This is a genomic window from Nonlabens sp. SY33080, from assembly GCF_011784885.1.
Lineage (GTDB): Bacteria > Bacteroidota > Bacteroidia > Flavobacteriales > Flavobacteriaceae > Nonlabens > Nonlabens tegetincola.
The window spans coordinates 195,785-219,442 of record NZ_CP050461.1; the positions used below are offsets into that span (position 1 = coordinate 195,785).

Sequence of the window (23,658 nt, forward strand, 5' to 3'; positions counted from 1 at the left end):
TGGTACCTTCTTTATAATTTATTGAAACAGATTTTTGAGCTATGGCACAGAAGAGAACATATCAACCTAGTAAGAGAAAAAGAAGAAACAAACACGGTTTCCGCGAGCGTATGGCTTCAGCAAACGGTCGTAAAGTACTAGCTCGTCGTAGAGCAAAAGGACGTAAAAAATTATCTGTTTCTACTGAAAGAAGACATAAAAAATAATGATTGTTCATTATTACTTAATAAAGGCGTTAATCTTAAGGGTTAACGCCTTTTTTTATAACTTATCTTTGAATTCCTAAATTACACATTTCCACACCGATGGCTAAACGATCAGACTTAAAATCCATATTACTTATAGGTAGCGGTCCAATTATTATTGGGCAAGCATGTGAATTTGACTACTCAGGTTCTCAAGCGTTGAGATCACTGCGTGAAGATGGTATTGAAACCATACTTATCAATTCAAATCCTGCGACTATTATGACTGACCCTAGTATGGCAGATCATGTATACTTGCTACCGCTTAACACAAACTCAATTAGAAAGATTCTAAAAGAGCATCCACAAATTGATGCAGTGTTACCGACAATGGGAGGACAAACAGCTCTTAACTTGTGTATTGAAGCGCAAGAAAAAGGAATTTGGGAAGAGCACGGTGTTGACTTAATAGGTGTAAATATTGATGCTATTAATATCACCGAGGATCGTGAGAAGTTTAGAGAACTCATGGAAAAAATAGGTGTAGGTATGGCGCCACAAGCTACTGCTACATCATTCTTAAAAGGAAAAGAAATTGCGCAGGAATTCGGATTTCCTCTTTGTATAAGATCATCCTTTACTTTAGGTGGTGCAGGAGCAGCAATTGTTCACAAGGAAGAAGATTATGATGAATTACTACGTCGTGGACTAGAGGCTTCTCCTATTCATGAAGTAATGATCGATAAAGCCTTGCTAGGTTGGAAAGAATACGAATTAGAATTATTACGCGATAAAAATGATAACGTAGTAATCATCTGTGTAATTGAAAACATGGATCCTATGGGAATTCATACAGGTGATTCTATTACAGTAGCACCTGCTATGACCTTATCAGATCGTACGTATCAAAAAATGCGTGATATGGCTATCCATATGATGCGCAGTATAGGAGAATTTGAAGGTGGTTGTAATGTTCAATTTGCTGTTAGTCCAGACGAAAAAGAGGAAATCATTGCCATTGAAATAAATCCTCGTGTTTCTAGATCATCGGCGCTTGCAAGTAAAGCTACCGGTTATCCAATCGCAAAAATAGCTACTAAACTTGCTTTAGGTTATACCCTAGACGAGTTGAACAACCAGATCACTGGTAGTACATCTGCCTTGTTTGAACCTACAATCGATTATGTAATAGTTAAAATTCCACGATGGAACTTTGATAAGTTTGAAGGCTCAGACCGCACCCTAGGCTTACAAATGAAAGCCGTAGGTGAGGTGATGGGAATTGGTAGATCATTCCAAGAAGCTTTGCACAAAGCAACACAGTCACTTGAAATTAAAAGAAACGGACTAGGTGCCGATGGTAAGGGTTACCGTGACTACAATCAAGTGATTGATAAGTTGACCAATGCAAGTTGGGATAGGGTTTTTGCACTGTATGATGCTATCGAAATGGGAATTTCTCTTTCACGTATTCATGAGATCACTCGTATTGACATGTGGTTCTTGCAGCAGTTTGAGGAATTGCACCAACTAGAAAAGGAGATTTCAAAGTTTGATATAAATACGCTTTCGCGAAAGCTACTCTTAGAGGCTAAACAAAAAGGATTTGCCGATAGACAAATAGCACACATGCTAGGTTGCCTAGAAAGTGAGGTATACAACAAAAGAGACGAGATGAACATTAACCGTGTTTATAAGCTCGTAGATACGTGTGCTGCAGAATTTCCTGCTATGACGCCTTATTACTACTCAACCTTTGAGGCAGAGATGCAAACTGCAGACGGTAAGAGGTTTGCTCAAAATGAAAGTGTTGTATCGGATAAAAAGAAAATTATTGTATTAGGATCAGGTCCTAACCGTATAGGCCAAGGAATTGAATTTGATTACTGTTGTGTTCATGGTGTATATGCTGCTCAAGAATGTGGGTATGAGACTATCATGATTAACTGTAATCCTGAGACTGTGTCTACCGATTTTGACACAGCTGATAAGCTGTATTTTGAACCTGTATTCTGGGAACATATTTATGATATTATTCGTCATGAAAAGCCAGAAGGAGTTATTGTCCAACTAGGTGGACAAACAGCGCTTAAACTAGCTGAGAAATTAGATCGTTACGGTATTAAAATTATGGGTACAAGCTACGACGCGCTGGACCTAGCTGAAGATCGTGGACGTTTTTCAACCTTGTTAAAAGAGAACAACATACCTTATCCTAAATTTGATACAGCAACAACGCCAGATGAGGCCTTAAAAGTAGCCGATGAATTAGATTTCCCGATTCTAGTGCGTCCTTCATACGTACTTGGTGGTCAAGGGATGAAAATTGTGATCAATAAACAAGAGCTAGAAGCACACGTTGTTGACATTTTAAGAAAAATACCTAATAACGTTCTTTTACTAGATCATTATCTAGATGGTGCCATAGAGGCTGAAGCAGATGCTATTTGTGATGGTGAAAATGTTTATATCATAGGTATCATGGAACACATTGAACCATGTGGAATACATTCTGGTGATTCTAACGCTACATTGCCTCCTTTTAATCTAGGAGATCTTGTAATGCAGCAAATTAAAGATCACACTAAAAAAATCGCACTTGCACTTAAGACTGTTGGTTTGATCAATATACAGTTTGCAATTAAGGATGATACGGTTTACATAATCGAAGCTAATCCTAGAGCATCTCGTACGGTACCTTTTATTGCTAAAGCTTATGGAGAACCGTATGTAAACTATGCTACTAAAATAATGCTAGGAGAGAAAAAGGTTACTGACTTTGAATTTAATCCACAACTAGAAGGTTATGCAATAAAGCAACCTGTGTTTTCATTTAATAAATTTCCAAATGTAGACAAGAGATTAGGTCCAGAAATGAAATCAACCGGTGAGAGTATTTTATTTGTAGACAGCCTTAAGGATGACGAGTTCTACGATTTATATGCACGTCGACGTATGTATTTGAGTAAATAATATAAAATTAAATTAATTGATAAAGCCTTTGTTTGTTTGAACAAAGGCTTTATTTTTAAGTTATATGAGAATTCATGTAACTGTTATTAAGTCCGCAACTGTTTTGCTATTTCTATTGTTCCTAGTTCAATTACTTCATAGGCTTTTTCCTATGCCAGGATTAGATGTGATCTATGTAGATTGGATCTGGATATTAATAAGCTTTTTGTTGTTGGGCAGTTATGCAGCTGTGGTTACTTGGATGTTTTCTACAACCAGCACGAGCAAAAAAGTATTTTCCTCGTTGACGGTCTTAATATTAGGATTAATAGGATTGTGTTTTTGGTTGCACGAGGCAGAAGTAGAACTTAAAAAATCAGGTAGAAAATGACTAACGACAAAAAAGATAAAATACGCAAACACGCCAGTATTTTTAGAGGTTTAATTATTGCTTATTCCTTAGTTTTTGTTGCGTTTCTTATTGTAAAATTTGCAAAACCAGAGCTTTTATCTCAGGTTATGACGGGATACACTTTTAAGTGGTATTTTTTAAGTTTTTTGAGTTTACCTATCTCGTTTTATGGTGTTTGGTATGTTTTAAACCTTGCGCCTAACAGACAACTTACAAAAACTAATCAAGTCTTAGGCTTGCTATTTTTTGGAATTATAGGTATGTGGATAAGCTTTCCTTGGAAAAATAAATTAGAAAAGCAGATTAAAAGAGATGAGAAGAGGATTAAGTTAGATTAGATCAATCTTGACTCCTCAACATTTTCAATGTAAATCCTCCCATAATAACGATTGCCAAAATCATGAGGATCCACAACCATAATTTGTTTTCAAATAAGCCTTTTTCTTCTACTATTGGTTGATTGGGAATGATTAAAATTTCTTCTCCTAATGATAATGAGGTGAGTTCTTCAGGGATGTTGTCTTTAAATTTTTCAATATCATAGCTAGGTAGTTGATCGTTTTCTTTACCATAGGCGAGAAAAAAATCGGCTTCCTTTGTAAATCGAGCTAACAAATAATCTTTAAATCCTGATACGTTAAAAGAGTCTACGTATAAAGGTTCATTGTTGCCGTTATAAATGTTTAATCGTAACTTTTTACAAGTGGTTGCTGGAAAGGTATAGGTATTATCGCTACTAGAATCTAAAACACCTGTGATTAAGGTGGCATACTGATAGCGATAACCATCATCTAATTTTACACTATCGGCTAAATATTCTAGCTTAAATGGACGGTAGTAATCGAAATTTGATTTAATGTTAATAAGAACTCTACTTATACGCGCAGTATCATCCATTTGAGTAAATACTAGACTTTCATTTGAATTTGTTGTTTCCTTTTTTGTAATTGTTGATGGGTATGAGATGTTCTCTCCTTTTTCTACTTCAAAACGTCTTAATCTCGCTCGGTCTAGCTCTGCTTTATATATGTTTTTAACTAACACTCGATAGTATTGATATTCACTAGATTCAAAATGCAATTGACTATATTGATAAGTAACCTGTTTGTTTTTAATACTAGTAATTCTATAATCGTCTAGTAAAGTATACCATTCTTTTTGGTCATTGCTAGCATCTAGTTGAATCTTCCAATCAAGGTTTGTCTCAATAAAATCTAGATGTATTTTATTTATTACTTGTGCGTCCTCCAATTTAAAAGTAAAGAAGATACCATCTTCATTTTTGGTTTGATTGATAAGTTCAAAAGCAAGATCTCTATTTACTTTTTTACTAGCGCTTGAATGCATTAAAAATGGAACCTGCGTTGTATCTGTTTTAGAAACTCCATAAATACGCATATTAGACAATCGTTGATTGAGATGCTTATACATTTCTGGCTTTAGATTTATTTTGTGCCAACTATCTGTCGGTTGCTCTATATTGCGCTTATACTCATAAGTATGAAGCTGAGCAAAAGTCAATGAGGCTATAAAAAGAAAGAGAAATGCCAGTTTATTCTTCTGATTCATCTGCGATTTGTTTATTGAATTTATTGTACAAGAAGGATGCAATCAGCATCAAAGCTCCTATGCTTATAAATACTATAGTTTTAGAAATGGTGTTTAAATAGGTGAGGTCGTAGAAAAACAATTTAACCAGTGTAAGTCCAAATAAGGTTATGGCAGTGATTCTAATGTATTGTTTGCGTTTCCAAATTCCTAGAATTACTAAACCTAATGAATATACAGCCCACAGAATACTTAAACCCAACTTGTAGTTATTGCCTACTCCAGCGAAATCCATCCAGTGCAATAATTCACTGCTCAAAACCCATAGAATAGTAGTGTGTACAAACAAAACTATAGGCTTAGCAAAGGCTTTTCCTAGATAGTTTTCCTTATAATGTAATCTTATAAGGTAATGCAGTAATACAGCTGTAGTGATTCCTAGATATCTCAAATTGACCTGCCATAAAGAAATACTGGTATAACCATCCTTAACTCCATCTAAATAGGAATCCCTAAGCTCACTGAAGTTCCACAATGCTGCTATCAGGAGCACAAGAATAGAAAATCCTATAAACCCACAATTGACTTGGCCAAGTATTTTGTTTTTAATCCATTTTAAATTAATTCCAGCTAGTAAAGCCACAAATCCAAACGAATAAAACAAAAGCCAAGTGTCATGTAGTAAAGTTACATTTCTATCATAGCGTGTACCACCATACAAGGCAGTGAGCGTTTTGGTTGATATGTTACGTGCATGTTCCCAGTAAATATCAATTTCAACTTTAAAAATCACATAAGACATCATTATTAATAGTGATGGTAAAACATAATGCATTACGTGAAAGAATCCAGTAATCGTGAATTCTGGAATCGCTCGCTTTTTATTAAAATAGAGATAATTTATGCTACCTAATCCTATTATATAAAACAAGCCTGTAAAAAAGGTAGTATGCCACAACGCTTCCAAATTTGAATCATAAATCTCACGGTCAAGTTGATCCCAGTCTTCAATCAAACTCAAGGTAGCTAGAATAATAATCGCGTAAGCTATTTTTTCATAGGGAGCAATATTTTTAATTCGTCCTATTGCAAAAAGAACAGCAGCGAGAATTGTCCATGATACAGTTACCCATTCACCATCTAGCTGAACAGGAATCGCAAGGGTAATGAAACTTAACACTAGGGCAGCTACCAAATAAAATAAATTGTTTGAAGCTAATTGCTTCTTATGGATTATAACAGCAACTATAAAGTGAATTACAGCATTTAATAGTGTGAATAATCCAGTAAAATCCCTTGTACTTGAATGGGACTCTAGGAATAAATAACCGGTCGCAAAAAACAACAACGAATTCGCCAGTAGCATGACAATATCGATTACCGTATACACTTCTTTTTGTACCAGTTTGTAAACGATAAACATCGTATAAAAGGTGAGAAAAATAAGACTAGAAAAGACCAGAGCTTTACCTAGGTGATCGTTTACGTCATAGCTGGTTATTGACCAAGTTATAAAAATAAACCACGTAGCGCCAAAGGCAACATAGTAAAGTGATTTCCATTCCTTTTTAAAGGCAATGGCAAGAATTCCAAAATTAATAAGAGAAATATAACTAAACAGTATCGCCATCCTACCAGAACCATCACTTAAAAAAAAAGGTACGGCATAGGCGCCTATTAGTCCTAAATGTGCGATAATAGAGCGGTCGTATTTAAGTGCTGTGATTACGGTAAATAGGGTAAATAAGGCCATCAAAATAAAGGCGACCGATTGGGAATATAAATGGTAGAAGCTATGCCCAGAAAAGGTAACAAAATACATCACACACATCGCACCACTTACTAGCACCGCACTGTATGGTTCGTATTTCTTCTTTAGCTTAATTCCGATTCCCAGTAACGAAATACCAGTGATATAACCTAGAATAATTCTAGTAAGTGGGCTTATCAGATTATTTTCAATTGAATACTTTACCCCAATTATTACACCTATAATTGTGATTACAATACCGATTTTATTAAGCAGATTTTCTCCTACAAATTTTTCTAGGCTGTTTGTTGAGGTTTTTTTACTCACATCATTAAACCTATCCTTAATCTGTGGATCTAGCTTGTCAAACTTTTTTATTGGCTGTTCGGTTGAGGTTTGTTTTTTCTCAACGGTTTCAATTAATTCTGATACAGGTTTAGGTTGTTGTTTTACTGGTTGATCCTGAGATTCCTGTACCAAGCTGTCCTTCTTAAAAGCTTGAATTTCCTCACGTAACTGCTTCATGTTGCGTGCATACTCTTCTTGTTTCCGCTCTAGATATTGCAGCTTGTAAATAAGGTCATTAAGTCGGTCGTTGCTCATAAAAGGAAGTCTTGGTTATGCCAGTATCTAGGGTGAAGGTAATCATTTATCCACAACCTTGGTATAAGAAAAGTATTTACTAAAATCCTATAAAACTTAAGGAGTCAATAGATCGGTTGAATGAAAGGTGTTGGTGAGATTACGCTTTCGCGAAAGCGTAACAAATATTATCTTACCATTTTTAAATACAGATCATGAGAATATTAATCGCCTTTTTGTTCACCGCTCAATTATTTACAGCCCAAAATATAGATCTCAAAGAAATAGATAAGTATATCACTAGCACTCAGAAGGAATGGGATATACCTGGTTTGAGCGTAGCTATTGTAAAAGATGGAGAAATTGTATTTGAAAAGGGATACGGTGTTATGGAAATAGGGAAGAAACAGCAGCCCGATGAGCACACCTTATATGCCATTGCCAGTAATACCAAGGCCTTTACAGCAGCTATTATTGCTCAGTTAGTTGAGGAAGGAAAATTAGATTGGAATGATAAAGTTCAATCTTACTTACCTTACTTTGAAGTGTATGACCCTACCATTAGTCGTATGGTAACCATTAAAGATTTACTGAGTCATAATGTGGGATTAGGTACTTTTTCTGGCGACGCTATTTGGTATAAAAGCGAATTATCTACCGAAGAAATAGTAAAGAGAATCAAATTTGTACCACAAGCATATGAATTTAGGGATGGATATGGATACTCTAATTTGATGTTTATAACAGCAGGCGCAGTGATAGAAAAAGTAACAGGTAAGTCTTTTAAAGATAATGTTACTGAGCGTTTTTTAAAACCTCTAGAAATGGATGACACTGTAGTAAGTGTAAATGATTATGGTTCTAATAGCAATGTAGCGACACCTCATGGTAGATCTGGTGATACTAATTATAAAATCGATCACGTTGCTTGGGATAACGTAAGATCTACAGGTGGTTTGATTTCTAGTGTTCACGATATGGGTAAATGGATGATATTTAACATGAATCATGGGGTTTATAAAGCCGATACTTTATTTAATAAAAACAATCGCAATAAAATGTGGAGCTTACAAAACTCATTTGAGGTGAATCAAGTAAATCGCAATGGTAGAGGTCAGGCTTTTAACGGTTACGGTCTAGGTTGGTTTATCACAAATTATCAAGAGCATTTTCAAATAGGCCATGGCGGTGGATACGATGGTATGATATCTACAGTTCAAATGTTACCTGATGAAAAACTGGGCGTTGTGGTTTTAACAAACGGAGTAAAAGCTCCCACAAATGCTATTGCTTATTATGTTTTTGATAGGTTTTTAAACAGGCCGATGAAGGATTGGAGTAAAGAAATGCTTAATGGCTATAATAAATGGAAAGCTAGTGATACAAGAATTGCAGATAGAAAGGCCGCTCGTGTTAAAAATACAACGCCTACTGTTACTAAAGAAGAGTTGATGGGGACTTATCACACACCGGCTTATGGTAATTTTTACGTAAAGGAGGAAAACGGTGAGCTACAGCTGATCTGGGAACACAGCCCTTTACTATCTAGTACCTTGTCTCATTTCAATTACAATGCTTTTGAAATGAAGTGGAATCATCCACAGGTCTGGTTCAGTTTTGGAACTGTGAATTTTGAAACCGATGCTTATAATAACGTGATCGGTATTTCATTTGATGTCCCAAATGACGATTTCTTTATGGAAGAACTTAATGCAAAGAAGGTAAAATAAAGCTTATCTTTTTTCTAAAACCGCGTTTACAGATACATTAATTTCATCAGCGATTTTATTACTAACAATAGAAGGGATTTCAATATTAAATCGCTCTGGCAATAAGGTGAAGTTAGCTGTTAGCTTTACTTGCTCGCCGCTTTGGGTTAAATTAACTGGAAACTCTAATAGTTCTTTTTTTCCGTGTAATTCTATGGTACCATTAAAGGTATATTCATGCAATAGCGCATCATCAAGTGCAGTAGAGGAGAACTCTGCCAAAGTCCCTTTTAAAACAGCTTTAGGATAGGTGTCACTTTCTACATAATTCTCATTAAAGTGCTCTTCCATAAGTGCAATGGGAAATTTAAAACCTCTAAGTAGTACTAGAGCGGCTAGTTCTCCAGATTTAACATCCAGTACAATGGTGGCATTATTGTTTATAGCCTCGACAGGCTCAAAGCTAGGAACGCTGGCATTAAATTGAACCTGTCCTGTTCTAGTTAAAAACCGTTCTCTTTGAAGATTTACTAGTAGAAATAAAGTTACCGTTATTAAAAGCGTGAGATTTTTCATGATGAATTAATTTTCTACGAATCCACCATCTCGCCATTCTAGAACCAGGTCTATAGAAGATTGAGGTAAACCATTTGTTCCTTGTGGCATTAATAATGGATCGCCAGGTTGTCTGGTTATCCTATCTATAAGAGTACCGTTTTCGGTACTGTTACGTACTTGGTCATAAGTTTCCAGTCTTAATCCACCACTAGGAGCAGCATTTTGATGACAATTCACACAAGAGTTTTGCATGATTTCCTTTATGGAGCCATCATAAGTTACAACCTGTGGTTGTGGATCATTTTGCATTTCTTCAAAATCATCTGGACTTGTTTCACTACAAGATGATATAAATAGGGAAATAAACAAAAAAGTAAGAAAAAGTCTCATTAAAATATATTGAATTCAGTATAAATATAAGTATATATTAAAAATGACAAGAATTTTTTATAATATTGATAATCATTAAAGTTAATTTGTTTATAGTTCATCAAATTGAATAGAAAATACTTATACATATTTCTTATTCTGCTTGTCCTTCTTGGAGTCCTCAGTTACAATTATGTTTATCAGGATCATAAGGACATAAAGAATGAAAGTGCTACCATAAAATTAAATTCTCAAGATTTAATTTTGATGCTCACTGATGATGACCAAGAAAACGATAAATTAATTCTGGATCAAGTTATAGAGGTTACTGGTGTAGCAACAGATAAAGCGGCGCAAGAAATGACATTAGATTTTAATGTTTTCATTCAACTCGCAAACCCAACTAAGTTTCCTCTTAATCACACTTATACAGTAAAAGGTCGATGCATAGGTTACGATGATCTTTTAGGTGAAGTAAAAATAGATCAAGCATACATTCTTAACCCACAAAACTCAAATGATGATGAAAAATAATTACTCTTTTTATTCGATTTTAACAGCAATACCGGTTGCACTGCTAGTACTAGTAGGTTTTACTGGTGGGCAAACAGGTAGTTTTTCTGGTTCGCCAGGAGATAACAATCAAAATTGTACCGCATGTCACGCGCCAGGAGCAAATCATGGTGGAAGTGCAGCATTAAGTGGTGTACCAGCTACATATAACGCAAATCAGGCCTATAATTTAAATCTAGCCATAACAGGATCATCAGTTTCAAAATTTGGTTTTAACATTACAGCAGAAGATGATAGCGGGAACAAAATTGGAACTTGGACAACAGGAACAGGTAGTCAATTGAGATCAGGTGGATCAGGATTGACTCACACAGCAGCAGGATCTAGTCAAAACAACTGGAGCTTCAATTGGACAGCGCCAGCAAGCGATGTAGGAGCGGTAACTTTTTATTATGCAGCCTTACAAGCAAACGGTGCTAGTGGTAACAGTGGTGATCAAGTAATTACAGGATCCTCAAACGCTGTTCTTACCACCATTGATAGTAAATTATCAGACTTTACTTTATATCCTACTCAAGTAATGGATAAAGTAAGCATAGCCCTAGAAAATGCAAGTGCTGCTCAAATACAAGTTTATAACATGCAAGGTAACCTTGTTCTAGAATCAAAAATTCAGGATCAAAATGAATTAGATGTAACTCATTTGTCTAGTGGTATATACATCACTCGTGTGATGGTAGAAGATGCAGTGTCTGTTGCAAAATTTGTTAAATATTAATAGCACCTAATCCGTATTGTAAGTATTACAAACACCTCTTTATAGAATGAACAAATTTCTACTTTTTTTACTACTACCTTTTTTTGTTACCGGTCAAGACGATCTATTAGATGGACTCGACATTGAAGATGATAACCAAGTTACCAGTACTTGGAAGTCTCTTAAAGTGGTAAATTTTGAGACCACCAAATTGGTTGCAAAAAATGAGTTTCAGGTTATAATATCTCACAGATTTGGTAGTGTAGAAAACGGAATAGACGATCTTTTTGGACTTGACAATGCCGTGACCAGATTTCAATTTGTGTATGGAGTAACCGACTGGATGCATCTAGAAGCAAGCCGCAGCGGATTCAATAAAACGTACCAACTAGCTGGTAAATTCAAGCTTAGATCACAAGAAAAGCAGGGCTTTCCTTTCACCATTTCTTTATTTACAGCAGCAGATTTTTACAGCGCCATAAATGAAGAACTTTATCCAGGTATTGAATTTATGGACCGCACCGGTGCTACGTTACAATTTATCGCAGCCCGTAAATTCTCTGATCGTTTTAGTGCACAAATTAGCCCGACTCTTTTTCATCAAGGCTTTGTTCCGGTTGATGAACAAGATAACACTCAATATGCGCTTGGAGTAGGAGCTAGGTATAAGTTGTCTAATAGATGGAGTATAAATGCCGATTATGGCTATCATCTGAACCGTGCTAGTGAGAACAATTTTGTTAATCCATTAAGTATAGGAGTTGATTTGGAAACAGGTGGACACGTTTTTCAAATGCATTTCACAAATGCCCAGCCTATGTTGACCAATAACTTTTTGAGCGGTGGCACAGGTGATTGGACCGAAGGTCGTTTTTATTTTGGATTTAACTTGGTACGAGTTTTTTAGAAAGTAAGTGACTATTCACGCTTTCGCGAAAGCGAATCAACCACATGAAAGAAATAGTCTAAAACTGGCTATTTCACATGGTAAAAGCTATAGCATAAATTGTTTGCATTTCAATTTATGACTTATAGCTTAATTTTTTTATTGCAGAAAAAGCTTTGTCAACCATGTGATCTTCAACAAGTACACTGAACTCATTTGTAGTAGAGATTACCTCGTATAACGAAATACCTTCCCAAGCAAACCTCTTAAATATTTGGTAGTATAGACCTGGGATTTTAGTATTAATTTCAGGTAATCCGATACTTATCGCGCATAAATTTTCTTGAAGTCCAATAAGATGTTCACTAGTAAAATGCTTTTCAATTTTTTGTTTTTGACTGGCAGAAATCACGAGATTACTCTCATGTGTACCTCTGGAAAAGCCATAAAATACATTAGTCTCTATGGATGATATCATCTTACTATGGCTTATCATTAATGTGCTTGAGTTTTGAAACGTATAGTCAACCAGATTTGAGCGCACTGTTATATCACCTAGATTTTTTAGAACCGTTTTTAATTTATTAGAGTGTCTTAAATTGTTGGGTGGATTATAACGTCTTAATGCCATCATTACTGCTCCTGTCTTGATAGGTTTCCTCAGCATATCGCTTATAGGTTCTCGTAGCTCTTCAGCAAGTGCTGAAAAGTTGATTATACGTCTGGCAAGTGCTTCTTCTAAAAAGGGTTGTGTGAGTAATATCTCCTCAACACATTCTGATACAGTTTTCATTTTGTTAATTATATAACAAGTTGTATAATTTTATTCAAATATCAGTAATAATTTACTCAAATTGCAAGTCAGACGTAAGTTTGCCAAAAATTTATTGAAATGTTGGTATTAAAGTTTGGTGGTACATCAGTAGGCTCTATTGAAAATATGAACAATGTGAGATCTATCATTAACGATGGCACACAAAAGATAGTAGTACTATCGGCCATGTCTGGAACGACTAATGCCCTAGTGGAAATATCGGAACAACTCAATGCAGGTGATCGAGATAATGCGCTAGAATTAATTGAAGAACTACTTGTCAAATATGCTCAAGTGATAGAGGATTTGCTTCAAAATAAACAATTGAAAGAAGAAGTAAGCAAGTATGTGCTGTCTGTTTATGAAACGCTCATAGAGCAAACGAAAAGCAAGTATAACGAGCTAGTTCATAATACTATAGTTGCGCAAGGTGAATTACTTTCTACATTTATATTCAGCCGATTTTTAATTCAAGAAGGTATTAATGCTGTTTTATTACCAGCACTTGATTTTATGCGTGTGGATCAACAACATGAGCCTGACTCTTTTTACATTCAACAAAATTTGAACAGGATTATTGATGATAATCAACAAGCTGACATTTATATCACTCAAGGTTTTATTTGCCTAGATGTTCAAGGTCAAATATCTAATTTACAACGCGGTGGTAGTGATTATACCGCATCTATAATAGGAGCAGCAATCCAAGCAGAAGAGGTCCAAATTTGGACTGATATTGATGGGTTTCATAATAATGATCCACGGTACGTTGAAAATACAACCGCTATACAAAAGATATCTTTTGATGAGGCGGCTGAGTTGGCTTACTTTGGAGCAAAAATTCTGCATCCACAAACCGTTATGCCGGTTAGAGATTTGAATATTCCTGTAAGATTAAAAAACACGATGGTACCAGATGCCTATGGGACATTAATTACTCAACAAGTACATGGTGAAGGGATCAAGGCTATAGCGGCAAAGGATGGTATCTATGCTATTAAAATAAAATCGGCGCGCATGTTGCAAGCCCATGGATTTCTTAAAAAGGTATTTGAAGTGTTTGAGAAATTCCAAACTCCTATTGACATGGTTACTACCTCAGAAATTGCTGTATCGTTAACCATAGATGATGCCACTCATATAGATGCTATTGTAAATGAACTTGAACAAATAGCGAGCGTAGAGGTTGATGCAGGAATGAGTATCGTATGTCTAGTAGGAAATAATATAATCTACCATCAGGATACACCACAATTATTTAATATCCTTCAAGATGTAACAGTGCGCATGATCGCTTATGGTGGTAGCAATAACAATATTTCCTTATTGATTAATACGGAATATAAGAGAAACACTCTGCAAAAATTACAGAGTTATGTTTTTGAGTCGGAAGAGAAGATGGTGGTTGCCTAAAACGTTACAATTTTACCTGAACATTATAGTTTTTAAACTCTTCTAGGTATTTGGTGTCAGAGAAATTTGCCTCGGCGATTTCTTTGGCACTTTTGATTTTAATTTGTTTTCTCTTTATAGCACGAGCAAACCTTCTTACGTGAGTCTCGTTAGTAATTTTAAGTCCTGGTACTGTCACGGTATTTCCATTTTCATCTTTGGCAACCATGGTTAAAAATGAAGAATTACAGTGTTTTGACTCACCAGTTTGAATGTTTTCAGAATCTACTCGTATACCTACTACCATCGATGATCTTCCTACGTAGTTGACTGATGCTCTAAGAGTCAACATTTCACCTACCTCTATTGGAGCTTTAAAATCCACTACATCAACACTTGCTGTAACACAGTAATGACCACTGTGTTTTGATGCGCAGGCAAATGCAATTTGATCAATTAATGATAACACATAACCACCGTGAATTTTTCCAGAAAAATTAGCATTTGACGGCAGCATGAGAATGGATAACATAACTCGGGACTGCTCTGGTGATTTAAATGTTGATGAACTCATGGCATGTTTATTTTAAAGTGTTTGATCGTTATTACGCTTTCGCGAAAGCGTAATCCATCACAAGTTACTCGCGATTAAAATGAGGGCTTTGTTCTTTACTGACCTCAGTAATGAAATACTTTGTATCACCCCAAAAAAAGAAAGTGCCAAATTTTTCTTCGTATTTTAATTTTACGTATTGACCTTGATACTCTTTTAATTTCTCAATGACCTCTTTTTCATGATCCATTACTGAAAATGAAAATATTTGAGCACCGCTTATACCTTGAGAAATTTCACCTTCCCAAGTTTTAACCATAACACCTTTACTGGAGAATTTAATTAATTCACCGGTACGGTATCCGTCGGAATAGGTGGCATAGTACAAAAAGGTGTACCATAGAACGGCCATAATTAAAATGGTGGCTAGAATTACTCCTAAAATACGTTTCATGCGATATAATTTTTAAAGAATAGGCCAGTTAAAATGGCGATACCAAAACTAAGCAATGTTCCTATTAAGACATACTCGGTGAGCTTCATATTTTTTGCCTTGCTTAAATCACCAAACCTAAAAACCGATTTTGCAGTGAGTAATAAACCGACGGCGCTAAAGTTATCGGTGATTACAAAAACAAAAATGAGTAATCGCTCTATAATTCCTATCCAGCGACCTGCATTTTTGAGTCCGTATATACCAGTATCTTTTTCGGTTAATTTCCATCGTGTGAAAAACACTTTGAGCATAATGGCTACTGGCGATGTAAGTAGTACTACACAAGTAATTAAGGGTATGGTATAAGCTGGAAAACTATCTGGAACGATCTCGTTTTTTCCTAAATGTAAATTGACGAGTATTAGTATAACGATAAGATGTGCCACTTGATCTGCGGTAAACATCCAGCGTTTGTTCTTCTTTCTTGTCAATTTAATTTTGAGCGCATCTATAAGTAAGTGAGTAATGCTTATAATTACTGCTATGTACCACAGTTCTAGATCCCATATAAGTACAAGACTTAGTAAGCCGTGTATCAAAGCATGTAGGTATAAGTGATAGGATGATAATCCGTCTTTTTCCTTCTTCTTAGTAAAGCTATCGGATTGCAGGACAAAATCTCCTAATAAATGAGCGAGCAGTAATTTAAATAGTAGTTCCATGATTGATGTCCTTAAAATAATACTTTTCAAATAACTCCAATAGTGCCTGTACCTCTTTTAATTGTACTCTATCTAATCTACGGCTGGCAGTAGATTGTTTTATTCCTAGTCGTTCACCTATTTGTTGCTGAGTTTGATCGGGATGATTTAAAACCTCAAAAAGGACCTCGGCGCCATTATTTGTCCAACTATCCATAAAGGTAAGGGCTAGTTGTAACGACGTGTTCATATAGGTGTCGTAGTGAGTATTTCCACTATCTACCATTATATTTTGTTTTAATTCTTTGAGAGAATCTAGTAAAGCACCAGATCTTGTAAATGCACTACCTGTTGATATGGCAATGTTGTTTTGTATTAATTCTACATCACCTAATCCTATAGCCATGCGTGCAGCTATTCCTTTACGTTTAAGAGCTGTTTTTATTTTTAGACAAACTAGTAACGCCGTTGAGGTTTCTTTTATAAGTAGCTGAAAACTGTCTCCTCTATAAATGTGAAATAAATCAACTTCTTGAAGTTGGTTAAGTACTTTATCGAGCTCATTTAAAAAAAAGCTAGCTTCCATTTGTTGAGAAGATATGATGTCTCCTGCAATAATAGCTTTCATACCATTACATGTTTAAGTAATACTTCAAATATATTACATTAATATGTAATAAATAGAAATATTACGTTTTTATGTAATTATTATATAAGAATTAGCTATTGATCTAATCATTAGACTCAATTCCTAAAATGTCAGGATCACTGTCAACAGCCCTTTCTACCAGCTTCTCGTTGAGGTGTTTATTAGCTTTGGCTCCTAATTTTCTAAGTTTTTCAACACGACCTACTAGATTACCAGAACCTTCTGTAAGTTTGTTCATACTAGAAGAATATGTTTTTTTAACCGTATCTAGTTGAGTTCCTACTTTGATTAGATCTTCTGTAAGACCTACAAACTTATCATAAAGTGCGCCGGCAGCATTGGCAATATCTAGTGCATTGCGCTGTTGCTTTTCGTTTTGCCACATTGTGTCAATAGTACGTAAGGTAGCTAGTAGAGTAGTAGGTGTCACAATTACGATATTCTTTTCAAAAGCATCGCTGTACAAACTACTATCTGCATTAAGGGCCATGGCAAAGGCAGGTTCTATAGGCACAAATAACAATACAAAATCTGGACTTTCTATTCTATAAAGATCGTGATAGTTCTTGCCCGATAAATCACTTACGTGTTTCTTAAGCGCGTTAATGTGTTCTTTAAGATAACGTTCTTGTAATTGATCGTCTTCTTCATTTACATAGCGTTCATAGGCATTAAGAGAGACTTTACTATCTATAATCATCTTTTTGCCACCAGGTAAACTCACAATAACATCAGGAAAAACAGTCTTACCATCTTCTGTTTTAAAGCTTTGCTGCACTTCATATTCCATACCTTTTTCTAGTCCAGACTTTTCCAGTACACGTTCTAAAACAAGTTCACCCCAATTCCCACGCATTTTGGCATCACCTTTAAGCGCTTTGGTTAGGTTATTTGCCTCGGTGCTCATTTTTTCATTGAGCTCCTTTAAACCTATAATTTGCTGTCTCAAGGCACTTTGACGGTCGATCGTGTCCTTATGAGTGTCTTCCACCTTCTTTTCAAAACTCTTGATTTTCTCCTGTAGCGGATTTAATATTTGTTCAATACTTTCCTTGTTTTGACTGGCAAACTTGGTGCTTTTCTCTTCTAAAATTTTGTTAGCAAGATTCTCAAATTCTTTAGTGAACTTTTCATTGAGTTTCTCAATTTCTAGTTGTGCCTCAGCATGTTTTTCTTCCGCTTTCGCGAAAGCGGTACGTTGCTCTGCCAGCAACACATTCAAATGTTCCTTCTCTCGAGCTACTTCTTTAAGTTCTTCTTTTAGAGACTCATGACGTTTACTTAAGTCATTGAAGTTTTCTACTTTACCAGCTATCTGACTTTGTAAGGTGTTTTGCTCTAATTTAAGTTGGTCTCGTTCCTTAGCTACTTGTAGCACCTCTGTGAGTTGAGCTTCTAATTGCTCCTTGTTGTTACGTAGTAAATTAATCTCACCAGAAAACTTAGTTTTAGAAAAAAACCAAGCGATGACAGCACCTAAAACAGCACCAATTAAAAAAATAAATAACCAAGAAAAATCGTCAAACATAAAAACAGATTTAAACCTTAAAAATACATCAGTTGGTTGAGTACTAAAATCACTTTTACAAAGTCTTTTCCACAATTAAAAAGGACTAGGTGCTTCAAAGGTCATTTTTTCTTTTGTGTAAGGATGTACAATAGTGAGTTCTTGAGCATGTAGGTACAACCTGTCCTGTTTTGTTCCATAAAGATCATCACCTTTTATAGGTGCGTTCAATCCCTCGTGATGAGCTGCATGAACTCTTAATTGATGGGTGCGCCCAGTTATTGGATAAAAGTTTACTTTGGTATATCCGTTTTTAACCTCTATGACTTCAAATTTTGTTCTAGCATTCTTACCATGAATGGGATCTACAAGTTGGTAAGGTCTATTGTCTAGATCTACTCTTAAGGGTAATGAAATAAACCCATCTTGTTTTTGAACGATACCATCTAAAACCGCAGTATATTTTTTACTCACAGTTCTCGTGATAAACTGCTCTTGCAGTCTTTTATGTCCTTTTTTATCTAGAGCAATAATCATAATTCCAGATGTTGACATATCCAATCTGTGCAAAATCATGGGGCCTGTGGCATTAGGATATCTTGCTCTCATACGTTCTTCAACACTATCGGAAATATTCTTACCTCGAACTGATAAAAACTCTGCTGGTTTGTTAATGACGACTATGTATTTATCTTCATATAAAATGTCAATTACTTTACCTATTGCTGGGTTTTGTAACATGGGATTTTCATCGACTTGTAAACCTTGTAACATATGCAGGAGTAATGGCTCACATTTTGAACGACAGGCTGGGTAGAAGTTACCATGTTTACGCACCTGTGATGGTGGTGATTCCCCATACCAAAATTCGGCCATGCATATGGGGTCTAGTTTGTTTAAATAAGCGTATTGTAATAGTTTGGGAGCGCAGCAGTCACCAGTTCCTGATGGAGGGAAGAAAGGAGGAACGTTTTTAAAGATATCTAATGCCGTTCTCGATTCGCCTTTTGCATTCAGAAAGTTGTACTGTTCAAAAATAAAAGATTGTAAATCGTTTGACTTTTCCTTGCGCAAAGATTTAAGTCTAGAGATTTCCTTCTCTTGATTTGTAACAATGGAGCCGGCTTTGGTTGCTTTTTCCTCTAGATAAGAACGATACTCTCTCAAAAGAAACTTTTCTTTCATGCTCTGATCGTGGTGCTTTTTGCGTAATTCCTCTAGATCTTCAGGTTGACCAAGCGCTAGGTTTCTAGATTCTTTTCTAGCTTGCTTTTGTTTTTTATGCTTGGCTATTTGAGCCTGTATCTTTTCCTCGTTTTCTTCTAGAATTTTTTGATACCTTATTTTTTGAGATAAAAACTTCTCATCATGTTCTAGTTGGTAAATACGATCATTGATAAAGGCAAGTTCTTTAGATTCAATGGCATACCTGCCAGTAATTTCAAACATATTATACACTAGCGGTACAAAATAGTTATTCTCCTGTTCACCTGTTATTACACCAGAGAAAGCAGTCAAATAGCCCAGCTCACCTTGTGAATCTCTTACCACTAAAACACCAAACATTTTACCCAAATGGTGTTTATAATTTTTTGGACCAAGATTTAAATCAAAAAACCAATTATCAAAACTTTCCAGGTATTCCTGTAATTCCTGACTCGCTATACTAGCTAGTTCATGAGGTTTATAATAAAAAGGAAATGTAAACCTATCTGGTAATTCAATACCTGATATGTCCTTTGAAAATCTATGTACTAGTGACATTTATCCCAGACTTTGCATTTCAACTAGAGTGTGATAAAGACCGTTTTTGGATAATAATTCATCATGAGTTCCTTGCTCTACAATTTGCCCTTTCTTCATCACCACAATGTGATCTGCGTTTTGAATAGTAGATAGTCGGTGTGCAATAACTACTGATGTTCTATTTTTCATCACACGCTCTAGCGCATCCTGCACTAGTCGTTCGCTTTCCGTATCTAGTGCGCTAGTAGCTTCATCTAGTATAAGAATAGGAGCATTTTTAAGAACTGCTCGTGCGATAGAAAGACGCTGTTTTTGACCACCGCTTAATTTACCACCGCTGTCACCAATATTTGTGTGTATACCTTTAGGAAGATCTTTTACAAATTCCCAAGCATTAGCAATTTTTAAAGCCTCAATAATACTTTCTTCACTGGCATTTTTGTCACTCAACGCGACATTGGCAGCCACGGTATCATTGAAGAGGATAGAATCTTGTGTAACTAATGCCATCTGGTCTCTTAGACTTTTTAGACTAACATCTTTAATATTGTGTTCATCAATAGATATGGTGCCATTTTCAATGTCGTAAAACCTTGTGAGTAAGTTAGCTATCGTACTTTTACCAGAGCCAGATTGACCAACCAGTGCGACGGTACTTCCCTTTGGGATATCTAGGCTGAAGTCTTTAAGTACTGGTTCATCAATGTATGAAAACGTAACGTTTTTAAGCTGTATCGCTTTCGCGAAAGCGGACATCTCAACAGCACCTTCTTTATCTTCAATCTCATTCTTTGTATGGAGTATTTCAAGTACACGCTGTGCTGCCGCATTACCTTCTTTTACTTGATAACTTGCTTTTGAAAGAGCCTTGGCTGGTGTTAATATGTTGTAAGCCAAAGCCATAAAACCAATAAATGTCGTGGGATCTATACTTTCTTCTGTGAGTACCAGTCTACCACCAAACCAAAGCAATACTCCAATCATGAGAATTCCTAAAAACTCACTCACTGGACTAGCCAATCCTTTTCTGTGGTTGAGCTTGATGGCATATCTATTCATGCGCTGCGTGCTACTCTCAAATGTTTCTTGTAAGCGTTCTTCTGCATTGAAGCCTTTAATTACTTTCAAACCACTTAAGGTTTCTTCTAAAAGGGACAAAAAGTAACCTTGCTCTCGCTGTACTTGACTACTACGGTTTTTTAATTTTTTACCCAATCTAGAAATCAAAAATCCAGAGACAGGTAAGAATAAAATCATAAAAATGGTAAGCTGCGGACTTAAGATGATCATTAATATTAAAGTGAAAATAATATTAAGTGGTTCCTTTATAATCAATTCTAGAATCGACAAAAAACTATGTTGAATTTGTAATACATCGGCACTTGTGCGTGCGATTACATCACCTTTACGCTTTTCAGAAAAATAAGAAATAGGCAGATTGATGATTTTTGCGTATAAATCATCACGTATATCCTTTAAGACTCCATTTCTCAAATAGGCAATAAAGTACATTCCTAAATAACCAAATAGATTTTTAAGGAAGAAAAGTGATAGAACTAGGGCGATAACAACTATTAATGCTTGTTCTTTACTTTCAGTTTGAGTGGTTACATAATATCCTAAGTATCCTTTGAGATAGTCCATACCGTTTTGAATTCCAGTCCAAACAGGTTCTTCGGTAATTGCTTGTGTTTTGTCAAACAAAACATCTAGCATAGGGATTAAGGATACAAAGCTCAATGCTCCAAATAGAGCAAAGAGAATATTAAAAGTAATATTCAATATTCCTGAGGTTTTGTAGGGCTTTGCATACCTCAGAATTTCTTTAAAATAATTCATTTATTGAATGTCTAAATCTTTAAGTACAGCGTCTATTTTATTAAGTAATTGTTGCTGTGTTGCTTTGTAATCTTCTGGATTGGACAATCCAGTTTTAGTTGAAATATAAAATTTGATCTTAGGTTCTGTACCACTAGGTCTGGCTGCTATCTTAGTACCGTCTGCTAGATAAAATATAAGTACATTGGACTTTGGAACTTCCATGGTTTCTTTTTTATCCAAATGCTTATTGTACCTAATACTACTGGAGTAGTCTTCTGTTATGATAACTTCTTGACCAGCTATAGTTTGTGGTGGCTGTTCTCTTAAGTCAATCATCATTTGCTTTATTTCTGCAGCACCAGATATACCTTTTTTTACTAGAGCAACCAGTTTTTCTTGATAAAGACCATGTTGCTGGTAAAGTTTGATCAAGTCCTTGTAAACGGTAGAATTATTTGCTTTAGCTTGCGCGTACATTTCACAGGCTAGTAGTGCTGCGGTTACAGCATCTTTGTCTCTTACAAAATCACCTACCATATATCCAAAACTTTCTTCTCCACCACCTATAAAATCTTGATTTGGATGATCTTTAATCATTTTGGCAATCCACTTAAAACCAGTTAATCCTTCCTTACATTCTACATCATAAGCCATTGCCAAATCATGCATCATCGGTGTACTTACAATGGTAGAACCAATGAAAGGATTAATTAATGAACTTAGATCAGCTTTTTTAAGTAAGAAATCGGTCATGGTAATCATGGTTTGATTACCATTAAGCAATACCATGTTACCATCATTATCACGCACTGCGACTCCTAATCGGTCACTATCGGGATCAGTTCCTATAACCATATCAGCATTAATTTTATTGGCAAGTTCTACTGCCATTTGTAATGCTTCAGGCTCTTCAGGATTAGGAGACTTTACGGTAGGGAAATCACCGTTAGGTATAGCTTGTTCCTTAACAACGTGTAAATCGGTGTAACCAGCTCTTTTAAGAGTTTCAGGAATTAATGTAATGCTGGTACCGTGTAAACTGGTAAACACAATTTTTACCCGGCTACGATCTACATCACCTGCAACTTTTGCAGCTTTTATACTATCTTCAATAAAGGCATTATCATCCTCTGGAGTTAATAATTCTATGAGTTTATCATCACCGTTAAAGTTGATATCTTTAAATTCTAAGGAATTAATGAGTTCTAGCAATTCTTTATCCTGAGGAGGAACTAGTTGTCCGCCGTCCTGCCAGTAGACTTTGTAACCGTTGTATTCTGGCGGATTGTGACTTGCGGTGAGTACAATACCTGCATGACAATCTTTACGTTTTACGGTGTAAGAGAGCAGTGGAGTAGGGCGCAATTCTTCAAATAAATAAACTTGAATACCATTTGCGCTAAAAACTTGAGAGACAGTTTGAGCTAATTCTTTTGAATTGTGCCTGCAATCATAGGCAATAGCCACTTTTATTTGTTCTCCTGGAAATGATTTTTTAAGATATTGAGAAAGTCCTTGAGTGTTTTTTCCTAATGTGTACTTATTAATTCGGTTTGTACCAACTCCCATTATTCCTCTCATACCACCAGTACCAAATTCAAGGTCCTTGTAAAATGACTCTTCTAATTGAGCTATATCTTGATCAATTAGATGTTGTGTTTGACTACGTGTTTCCTTATCAAATGGTTCTTGAGTCCAAGTTTGGGCTACATTCAAGATTTCTTGTTTATTCATAATCATTGATTAGAATTGCAAAGATAGGAATTAGTAGCAATGCTAGCTTTTAAACTCTTACATAGAGTTTGTTAAACTACATGG

At 35.6% G+C, this 23,658-nt stretch carries 22 protein-coding genes; 9 read left to right on the plus strand and 13 right to left on the minus strand.

Features of this window, described 5'->3' with window-relative positions:
- Nucleotides 1-41 precede the first annotated feature (41 nt).
- The 4 genes from rpmH (at nucleotide 42) to HCN53_RS00925 (ending at nucleotide 3,887) form a co-directional block, all read left to right on the plus strand.
- A complete protein-coding gene (rpmH, locus tag HCN53_RS00910; RefSeq protein WP_042278158.1) occupies nucleotides 42-206 on the plus strand; it encodes a 50S ribosomal protein L34 in 165 nt (54 codons plus the stop codon).
- Nucleotides 207-305: 99 nt separating this feature from the next.
- Entirely contained in the window at nucleotides 306-3,158 is a 2,853-nt protein-coding gene (carB, locus tag HCN53_RS00915) for a carbamoyl-phosphate synthase large subunit (RefSeq protein WP_060522887.1), read from the plus strand.
- A 64-nt stretch (nucleotides 3,159-3,222) separates the two neighbouring features.
- Nucleotides 3,223-3,528 (plus strand): hypothetical protein, encoded by a 306-nt coding sequence (locus HCN53_RS00920; protein ID WP_167341693.1) that lies wholly within the window; start codon nucleotides 3,223-3,225, stop codon nucleotides 3,526-3,528.
- Nucleotides 3,525-3,887, plus strand: coding sequence for a hypothetical protein (locus tag HCN53_RS00925; protein ID WP_060522885.1), 363 nt, complete (start codon nucleotides 3,525-3,527; stop codon nucleotides 3,885-3,887). The genes HCN53_RS00920 and HCN53_RS00925 overlap by 4 nt, the downstream gene beginning before the upstream one ends.
- A 1-nt stretch (nucleotide 3,888) precedes the next feature.
- On the opposite strand, the gene HCN53_RS00930 is transcribed toward HCN53_RS00925, so the two are convergent.
- Together HCN53_RS00930 and HCN53_RS00935 are read right to left on the minus strand one after the other, a co-directional pair.
- Nucleotides 3,889-5,118, minus strand: a complete 1,230-nt coding sequence (locus tag HCN53_RS00930; RefSeq protein WP_167341694.1) for a hypothetical protein — start codon at nucleotides 5,116-5,118, stop codon at nucleotides 3,889-3,891.
- A complete protein-coding gene (locus HCN53_RS00935) occupies nucleotides 5,102-7,450 on the minus strand; it encodes a DUF2339 domain-containing protein (protein ID WP_167341695.1) in 2,349 nt (782 codons plus the stop codon). Before HCN53_RS00935 ends, HCN53_RS00930 begins: the two co-directional genes overlap by 17 nt.
- Before the next feature lie 194 nt (nucleotides 7,451-7,644).
- Here HCN53_RS00935 and HCN53_RS00940 point away from each other — a divergent pair, with 194 nt between their 5' ends.
- Nucleotides 7,645-9,159: a serine hydrolase gene (locus HCN53_RS00940; protein WP_167341696.1), complete on the plus strand. Its 1,515-nt coding sequence runs from the start codon at nucleotides 7,645-7,647 to the stop codon at nucleotides 9,157-9,159.
- Between the two features lie 3 nt (nucleotides 9,160-9,162).
- Here the strand turns inward: HCN53_RS00940 and HCN53_RS00945 are convergent, their stop codons facing one another.
- Nucleotides 9,163-9,714, minus strand: a complete 552-nt coding sequence (locus HCN53_RS00945; protein ID WP_167341697.1) for a YceI family protein — start codon at nucleotides 9,712-9,714, stop codon at nucleotides 9,163-9,165.
- Nucleotides 9,715-9,720: 6 nt separating this feature from the next.
- The gene (locus HCN53_RS00950) at nucleotides 9,721-10,086 is read right to left on the minus strand and encodes a c-type cytochrome domain-containing protein (RefSeq protein ID WP_167341698.1); all 366 of its coding nucleotides are present in this window, start codon (nucleotides 10,084-10,086) and stop codon (nucleotides 9,721-9,723) included.
- 105 nt (nucleotides 10,087-10,191) lie between these two features.
- Between HCN53_RS00950 and HCN53_RS00955 the strand changes: the two genes are divergently transcribed.
- The 3 genes from HCN53_RS00955 to HCN53_RS00965 are packed head-to-tail and all read left to right on the plus strand — an operon-like array spanning nucleotide 10,192 to nucleotide 12,242.
- Nucleotides 10,192-10,599 (plus strand): OB-fold protein, encoded by a 408-nt coding sequence (locus tag HCN53_RS00955; protein ID WP_105018660.1) that lies wholly within the window; start codon nucleotides 10,192-10,194, stop codon nucleotides 10,597-10,599.
- Nucleotides 10,589-11,356, plus strand: coding sequence for a choice-of-anchor V domain-containing protein (locus HCN53_RS00960; protein ID WP_167341699.1), 768 nt, complete (start codon nucleotides 10,589-10,591; stop codon nucleotides 11,354-11,356). The genes HCN53_RS00955 and HCN53_RS00960 overlap by 11 nt, the downstream gene beginning before the upstream one ends.
- Nucleotides 11,357-11,402: 46 nt before the next feature.
- Nucleotides 11,403-12,242 carry a DUF5777 family beta-barrel protein gene (locus HCN53_RS00965; RefSeq protein WP_167341700.1) on the plus strand — a complete coding sequence of 280 codons (840 nt, stop codon included), beginning with the start codon at nucleotides 11,403-11,405 and terminating at the stop codon, nucleotides 12,240-12,242.
- Between the two features lie 115 nt (nucleotides 12,243-12,357).
- Here HCN53_RS00965 and HCN53_RS00970 read toward each other — a convergent pair whose 3' ends face one another.
- Nucleotides 12,358-13,014 (minus strand): hypothetical protein, encoded by a 657-nt coding sequence (locus HCN53_RS00970; protein ID WP_167341701.1) that lies wholly within the window; start codon nucleotides 13,012-13,014, stop codon nucleotides 12,358-12,360.
- A 99-nt stretch (nucleotides 13,015-13,113) separates the two neighbouring features.
- Here HCN53_RS00970 and HCN53_RS00975 point away from each other — a divergent pair, with 99 nt between their 5' ends.
- Entirely contained in the window at nucleotides 13,114-14,448 is a 1,335-nt protein-coding gene (locus HCN53_RS00975) for an aspartate kinase (RefSeq protein WP_167341702.1), read from the plus strand.
- Nucleotides 14,449-14,452: 4 nt separating this feature from the next.
- On the opposite strand, the gene HCN53_RS00980 is transcribed toward HCN53_RS00975, so the two are convergent.
- The 8 genes from HCN53_RS00980 to HCN53_RS01015 all read right to left on the minus strand — a co-directional run bounded on the left by HCN53_RS00980 (nucleotide 14,453) and on the right by HCN53_RS01015 (nucleotide 23,574).
- Entirely contained in the window at nucleotides 14,453-15,001 is a 549-nt protein-coding gene (locus HCN53_RS00980) for an acyl-CoA thioesterase (RefSeq protein WP_060522872.1), read from the minus strand.
- A gap of 64 nt (nucleotides 15,002-15,065) precedes the next feature.
- Nucleotides 15,066-15,434: a 6-phosphogluconate dehydrogenase gene (locus HCN53_RS00985; protein ID WP_105018662.1), complete on the minus strand. Its 369-nt coding sequence runs from the start codon at nucleotides 15,432-15,434 to the stop codon at nucleotides 15,066-15,068.
- Nucleotides 15,431-16,138, minus strand: coding sequence for a DUF3307 domain-containing protein (locus HCN53_RS00990; RefSeq protein ID WP_167341703.1), 708 nt, complete (start codon nucleotides 16,136-16,138; stop codon nucleotides 15,431-15,433). The genes HCN53_RS00985 and HCN53_RS00990 overlap by 4 nt, the downstream gene beginning before the upstream one ends.
- A complete protein-coding gene (locus HCN53_RS00995) occupies nucleotides 16,122-16,745 on the minus strand; it encodes a SatD family protein (protein ID WP_167341704.1) in 624 nt (207 codons plus the stop codon). Before HCN53_RS00995 ends, HCN53_RS00990 begins: the two co-directional genes overlap by 17 nt.
- A 103-nt stretch (nucleotides 16,746-16,848) precedes the next feature.
- The gene (rmuC, locus tag HCN53_RS01000; protein WP_167341705.1) at nucleotides 16,849-18,294 is read right to left on the minus strand and encodes a DNA recombination protein RmuC; all 1,446 of its coding nucleotides are present in this window, start codon (nucleotides 18,292-18,294) and stop codon (nucleotides 16,849-16,851) included.
- Nucleotides 18,295-18,369: 75 nt separating this feature from the next.
- Nucleotides 18,370-20,037 carry an RluA family pseudouridine synthase gene (locus HCN53_RS01005; RefSeq protein ID WP_167341706.1) on the minus strand — a complete coding sequence of 556 codons (1,668 nt, stop codon included), beginning with the start codon at nucleotides 20,035-20,037 and terminating at the stop codon, nucleotides 18,370-18,372.
- Nucleotides 20,038-21,858 (minus strand): ABC transporter ATP-binding protein, encoded by a 1,821-nt coding sequence (locus HCN53_RS01010; protein ID WP_167341707.1) that lies wholly within the window; start codon nucleotides 21,856-21,858, stop codon nucleotides 20,038-20,040.
- The gene (locus HCN53_RS01015; protein ID WP_167341708.1) at nucleotides 21,859-23,574 is read right to left on the minus strand and encodes a phospho-sugar mutase; all 1,716 of its coding nucleotides are present in this window, start codon (nucleotides 23,572-23,574) and stop codon (nucleotides 21,859-21,861) included.
- Nucleotides 23,575-23,658: the final 84 nt, after the last annotated feature.

Bases quoted from the DNA above. Each gene is read 5' to 3' on its own strand.
- rpmH (WP_042278158.1), top strand. From the start codon at position 42: ATGGCACAGAAGAGAACATATCAACCTAGTAAGAGAAAAAGAAGAAAC.
- carB (WP_060522887.1), top strand. From the start codon at position 306: ATGGCTAAACGATCAGACTTAAAATCCATATTACTTATAGGTAGCGGT.
- HCN53_RS00920 (WP_167341693.1), top strand. From the start codon at position 3,223: ATGAGAATTCATGTAACTGTTATTAAGTCCGCAACTGTTTTGCTATTT.
- HCN53_RS00925 (WP_060522885.1), top strand. From the start codon at position 3,525: ATGACTAACGACAAAAAAGATAAAATACGCAAACACGCCAGTATTTTT.
- HCN53_RS00930 (WP_167341694.1), bottom strand. From the start codon at position 5,118: ATGAATCAGAAGAATAAACTGGCATTTCTCTTTCTTTTTATAGCCTCA.
- HCN53_RS00935 (WP_167341695.1), bottom strand. From the start codon at position 7,450: ATGAGCAACGACCGACTTAATGACCTTATTTACAAGCTGCAATATCTA.
- HCN53_RS00940 (WP_167341696.1), top strand. From the start codon at position 7,645: ATGAGAATATTAATCGCCTTTTTGTTCACCGCTCAATTATTTACAGCC.
- HCN53_RS00945 (WP_167341697.1), bottom strand. From the start codon at position 9,714: ATGAAAAATCTCACGCTTTTAATAACGGTAACTTTATTTCTACTAGTA.
- HCN53_RS00950 (WP_167341698.1), bottom strand. From the start codon at position 10,086: ATGAGACTTTTTCTTACTTTTTTGTTTATTTCCCTATTTATATCATCT.
- HCN53_RS00960 (WP_167341699.1), top strand. From the start codon at position 10,589: ATGAAAAATAATTACTCTTTTTATTCGATTTTAACAGCAATACCGGTT.
- HCN53_RS00965 (WP_167341700.1), top strand. From the start codon at position 11,403: ATGAACAAATTTCTACTTTTTTTACTACTACCTTTTTTTGTTACCGGT.
- HCN53_RS00970 (WP_167341701.1), bottom strand. From the start codon at position 13,014: ATGAAAACTGTATCAGAATGTGTTGAGGAGATATTACTCACACAACCC.
- HCN53_RS00975 (WP_167341702.1), top strand. From the start codon at position 13,114: ATGTTGGTATTAAAGTTTGGTGGTACATCAGTAGGCTCTATTGAAAAT.
- HCN53_RS00980 (WP_060522872.1), bottom strand. From the start codon at position 15,001: ATGAGTTCATCAACATTTAAATCACCAGAGCAGTCCCGAGTTATGTTA.
- HCN53_RS00985 (WP_105018662.1), bottom strand. From the start codon at position 15,434: ATGAAACGTATTTTAGGAGTAATTCTAGCCACCATTTTAATTATGGCC.
- HCN53_RS00990 (WP_167341703.1), bottom strand. From the start codon at position 16,138: ATGGAACTACTATTTAAATTACTGCTCGCTCATTTATTAGGAGATTTT.
- HCN53_RS00995 (WP_167341704.1), bottom strand. From the start codon at position 16,745: ATGAAAGCTATTATTGCAGGAGACATCATATCTTCTCAACAAATGGAA.
- rmuC (WP_167341705.1), bottom strand. From the start codon at position 18,294: ATGTTTGACGATTTTTCTTGGTTATTTATTTTTTTAATTGGTGCTGTT.
- HCN53_RS01005 (WP_167341706.1), bottom strand. From the start codon at position 20,037: ATGTCACTAGTACATAGATTTTCAAAGGACATATCAGGTATTGAATTA.
- HCN53_RS01010 (WP_167341707.1), bottom strand. From the start codon at position 21,858: ATGAATTATTTTAAAGAAATTCTGAGGTATGCAAAGCCCTACAAAACC.
- HCN53_RS01015 (WP_167341708.1), bottom strand. From the start codon at position 23,574: ATGAATAAACAAGAAATCTTGAATGTAGCCCAAACTTGGACTCAAGAA.